The sequence below is a fragment of the Commensalibacter sp. A3DC genome (genome assembly GCF_047307945.1).
In the GTDB taxonomy this organism is placed as follows: Bacteria; Pseudomonadota; Alphaproteobacteria; order Acetobacterales; family Acetobacteraceae; genus Commensalibacter; species Commensalibacter melissae.
Genome location: NZ_JAXOQA010000099.1, coordinates 1 through 4,146 on the forward strand (window position 1 = coordinate 1; position 4,146 = coordinate 4,146).

The following is a 4,146-nucleotide window of genomic DNA, read 5'->3' on the forward strand; positions in this document are numbered from 1 at the left end:
AATTTTGGTAAAGTAGTGAATATTTTTGGTTACTTTAAAAGTTTTGCAAGGTTTGCTTTTTATTGGAATTAATTTTTTTTATTAAAAAACTCTAAAAAAATTTAAATAAATATAAGTTAAATAAACGATGTATAAGTAACCAGTTTTATAATTTTTTGTATAAAATTTAATTATAAGGTGAATATTATGTATTTTAAATGAAAAAATCTTTGAAAAACACTTGCAATTTTTTTAATTTTTTTTAAAAACAAGATTGTCTTTTGGTGGTGTTATCTGCTAAGAGGAAATAAGCAAGCGAGAGTGACGGAACGGTAGACGTAGTCGACTCAAAATCGACCGCCGCAAGGCGTGGGGGTTCAAATCCCCCCTTTCGCACCAATTCACGTTATCTATTAACGTGCAATGAATGGTTATTAACGCTTATGTCAAGATTATCCATATCTCCCAAACCTCAAAAAAAACCTGAAAATCCATGTTTCTCATCTGGTCCTTGCGCAAAACGTCCCGGATGGAATATCAATGTTTTGCAAAATGCCCTGGTAGGACGGTCACATCGTTCCAAGGAAGGGCGGGCCAGGTTACATGATGTCATCCACCGCTCTGCTGAAATACTTGATGTTCCTGAAGGATGGAAATTGGGTATTGTTCCCGCTTCAGATACCGGGGCTGTTGAAATGGTTTTGTGGGCTTTGCTAGGGTCTCGTCCTGTTGATGTGCTTTCTTATGACAGTTTTTCTGCGGAATGGGTTACCGATGTTGTTGAACAGTTAAAACTGCCCAATACCAATATTATTCATGCAGAGTATGGTGAATTGCCAAATCTGGATGAAATTCAGTGGGATAATGATGTTGTAATGGTGTGGAATGGAACGACTTCGGGTGTTAAAATTCCAAATGGGGATTTCATTCCTGACCATCATGATGGATTGGTTATTTGTGATGCGACCTCGGCTGTTTTTTCGATGGATCTGCCATGGTCGAAACTTGATGTGGTAACGTGGTCCTGGCAAAAGGTTTTGGGTGGGGAAGCCGCGCATGGAATGCTTGCTTTATCCCCACATGCAGTGAAACGTCTTGAGGAAACGGAACAGTTAAGACCCTTGCCTAAAATATTCCGTGTATTGAAACAGGGAAAATTGAACGAAAAAATTTTTGAGGGAGATACAATCAATACCCCGTCAATGCTTTGCGTTGAAGACGCGCTGGATGGTTTGAGATGGGCTCAATCTGTCGGGGGATTGGCAGGATTAAAACGTCTTAGTGAAAATAATCTGAGGATTGTCAGTCAATGGGTTGCTAAAACGGCATGGATTGAATTTCTTGCAAAAGATGAGAAGTATCGCTCACATACCTCTATTTGTTTAAAAATTGTGGATCCTTGGTTTGTCGCGTTGGATAATAAAAGTCAGAAAACGGTTTTATCGAAACTGACTGGGCTTTTGGCTGAGGAACAGGTCGCTTATGATATTGCCAGTTATCGTGATGCTCCTCTGGGATTGAGGTTATGGGGTGGGGCAACGGTGACTGCTGCATCTATGGAGGCCCTGTTACCTTGGCTTGATTGGGCGTTTGCGATGGTAAAGGCGGATGGCTGAATCATACGGGAAGATGATTAAAGGTAAAAAGCAACTATACATATGATTGATGATCTGGAAATAAGTAACGCATTGCTCCCCGTTGGTTTTTGCGATGTCTTGCCCTCTGATGCTGAGACAGAAGCGCATGGCTTGCAAAAAATGATGAATATTTTTGCTAATTACGGTTATGATCGGGTCAATCCACCTTTATTGGAATTCGAACAGAGTCTTCTTGCGCATGCGGGCAAAGGAATTGCAGAGCAAACTTTTCGGATAATGGATCCAGAAACACGTTATATGATGGGCTTGCGCGCAGACATTACACCTCAGATTGCCAGAATTGCTGCGACACGATTAATCAATTCACCACGTCCTTTGCGGTTGTCGTATGCCGGTCTCTGTATCTGGGTTAAAGGGGCAAGACATTCAGCAGCCCGTCAAATTTTACAGACTGGCATTGAATTGATTGGCATCGATAATGCACAGGCTGATGCCGAGGTGATTCTGGTGACTGCACAGGCATTACAGGCGCTTGGGATTCAGGCCTTCAGTTTTGATTTAATGATGCCGCAGCTAGTACAGGCAATTATTTGCCCGGAAAATTTTACCTCTGCACAATTGGGTGCGTTAATGCGTGCATTGGATCGTAAAGATGTTGCCGCCGTAAAATATTATGGCGGGGATTATTCGGATATTTTGACAGCTATGTTGCAGGCGGCAGGTCCTGCGGATCAGGCTATTGGCGCATTGCGAAAATTAGATTTCCCAGCAGAGGCCCAACGGTTGTTTGAACGGTTGTTGGCTTCTGTAAAAGCGGTGCGAAATCAAGATCCGGATATTGAATTGACTATTGATCCTGTTGAATTTAGAGGCTGGGATTATCATACAGGATTATGTATTTCCGTTTATGCTGATGGTATTAGTGGTGAAGTTGGTCGGGGTGGAAGATATCTTTCCAATAATCAGGAACCTGCTTGTGGTTTAACCCTTCGTCCAGATATTTTGTTGCAAAGAGCGGAAAGACCTTTGAGCAAATCAAGAGTTTTTGTTCCCTATGATTGTCATAGAATTGAGGAGTTGAGCAAACTGCATGAAGAGGGATATGTTACATTAATGAGTTGTGCGGTTGAAGGCGATCCTGAAGAAGAGGCTCATCATTTAAATTGTCAATATATATACAAAAAAGGAAAGTTGTTTCCTTTGTAATTGGTGTAAGCGCTTTAATCATTTAATATTTGTGTAATTTTATAAATAAGGTTGTTTAGATAAGGAAGTCTATATGTCCAGTGTTACCATTGTCGGTTCCCAATGGGGAGATGAGGGAAAAGGAAAGATTGTTGATTGGCTGGCCAGTCAGGCAGATGTTGTAGTAAGATTTCAGGGCGGACATAACGCTGGACATACCCTGGTTATTGATGGAAAAAGTTATAAATTATCATTATTGCCTTCCGGTGTAGTCAGGCAAAAAATTAGTATTATTGGCAATGGGGTTGTTGTTGATCCACAGGCCCTGTTAAATGAGATTGCCAAGTTTAAAGATCAAAATATCGAAATTACTCCAGATATTTTAAAAGTAGCCGAGAATTGCCCTTTGATTTTGCCTTCTCATGTGGCCTTGGATCAGGCTCGTGAAAAAGCACGTGGAGAACATAAAATTGGAACAACCGGTCGAGGTATCGGACCCGCTTATGAAGATAAAGTGGCGCGTCGTGCCATTCGCTTGTGTGATTTGACAGAACCGGAAACGCTAGATTGGCGTTTGGATGAGTTATTGGCTCATCATAATGCCTTATTGGTATCATTGGGTGAAAAAACATTTTCAAAAGATGAAATTCTATCCTATCTCAATACTATTGCTGTAAAGGTTTTACCTTTTATGGCACCCGTTTCAGAATTAATGGCAAGTTATATTAAGGATAATAAATTTGTGCTATTTGAAGGGGCACAGGCCATAATGTTGGATGTAGATCATGGAACCTATCCTTTTGTAACCAGTTCAAATACTGTGCCTGCTCAAACGGGGATTGGTAGCGGTACAGGTCCACGGACAGGCGGATACATACTTGGAATTGCCAAGGCCTATACGACAAGAGTTGGTGCAGGGCCATTTCCAACCGAGCTATTTGATGAAACTGGAAAATATTTAGGTGAAAAAGGTTACGAGTTCGGTACGGTAACAGGACGGCCAAGACGCTGTGGATGGTTCGATGCTGTACTGGTACGTCGTGCAGTTCAAGTTGGTGGATTGGATGGTTTGGCCTTGATGAAACTAGATGTTCTGGACGGCTTAAAAGAGGTCAAAATTTGTGTCGGGTATCAATTGGACGGTCAGAATATAGAGCGTTTTCCATATACTTTGGAAGCGCAAAAAAGATTGAAACCTATTTATGAAACGATGTCAGGATGGAATGAAAAGACCTCTGGTATTCGGTCAAAGAAAGAATTGCCGGCAGCAGCAAGAAATTATATTGAACGTATTGAAGCATTGACAGGGGTTAAGGTTGCTGTCATTTCAACCAGTCCTGAACGTGAAGATACAATATTATCCGAGAATTTTTTGCCAAACTAA

3 protein-coding genes and 1 tRNA gene are annotated in these 4,146 nt (G+C 41.2%); all 4 read left to right on the plus strand.

Going from position 1 to position 4,146, the window contains the following annotated elements:
• Positions 1–294 precede the first annotated feature (294 nt).
• The 4 genes from U0839_RS08525 (at position 295) to U0839_RS08540 (ending at position 4,146) form a co-directional block, all read left to right on the plus strand.
• A tRNA-Leu gene (locus U0839_RS08525) sits at positions 295–378 on the plus strand.
• A 44-nt stretch (positions 379–422) separates the two neighbouring features.
• Positions 423–1,595: a phosphoserine transaminase gene (locus tag U0839_RS08530; protein WP_198198130.1), complete on the plus strand. Its 1,173-nt coding sequence runs from the start codon at positions 423–425 to the stop codon at positions 1,593–1,595.
• 42 nt (positions 1,596–1,637) lie between these two features.
• The gene (locus tag U0839_RS08535) at positions 1,638–2,783 is read left to right on the plus strand and encodes an ATP phosphoribosyltransferase regulatory subunit (RefSeq protein WP_413550474.1); all 1,146 of its coding nucleotides are present in this window, start codon (positions 1,638–1,640) and stop codon (positions 2,781–2,783) included.
• 73 nt (positions 2,784–2,856) lie between these two features.
• Positions 2,857–4,146, plus strand: coding sequence for an adenylosuccinate synthase (locus tag U0839_RS08540; RefSeq protein WP_155564976.1), 1,290 nt, complete (start codon positions 2,857–2,859; stop codon positions 4,144–4,146).

What these genes read in the sequence shown, in the direction of transcription:
- U0839_RS08535 (WP_413550474.1), top strand. Translation starts at nt 1,638, where the DNA reads ATGATTGATGATCTGGAAATAAGTAACGCATTGCTCCCCGTTGGTTTT.
- U0839_RS08540 (WP_155564976.1), top strand. Translation starts at nt 2,857, where the DNA reads ATGTCCAGTGTTACCATTGTCGGTTCCCAATGGGGAGATGAGGGAAAA.
- U0839_RS08530 (WP_198198130.1), top strand. Translation starts at nt 423, where the DNA reads ATGTCAAGATTATCCATATCTCCCAAACCTCAAAAAAAACCTGAAAAT.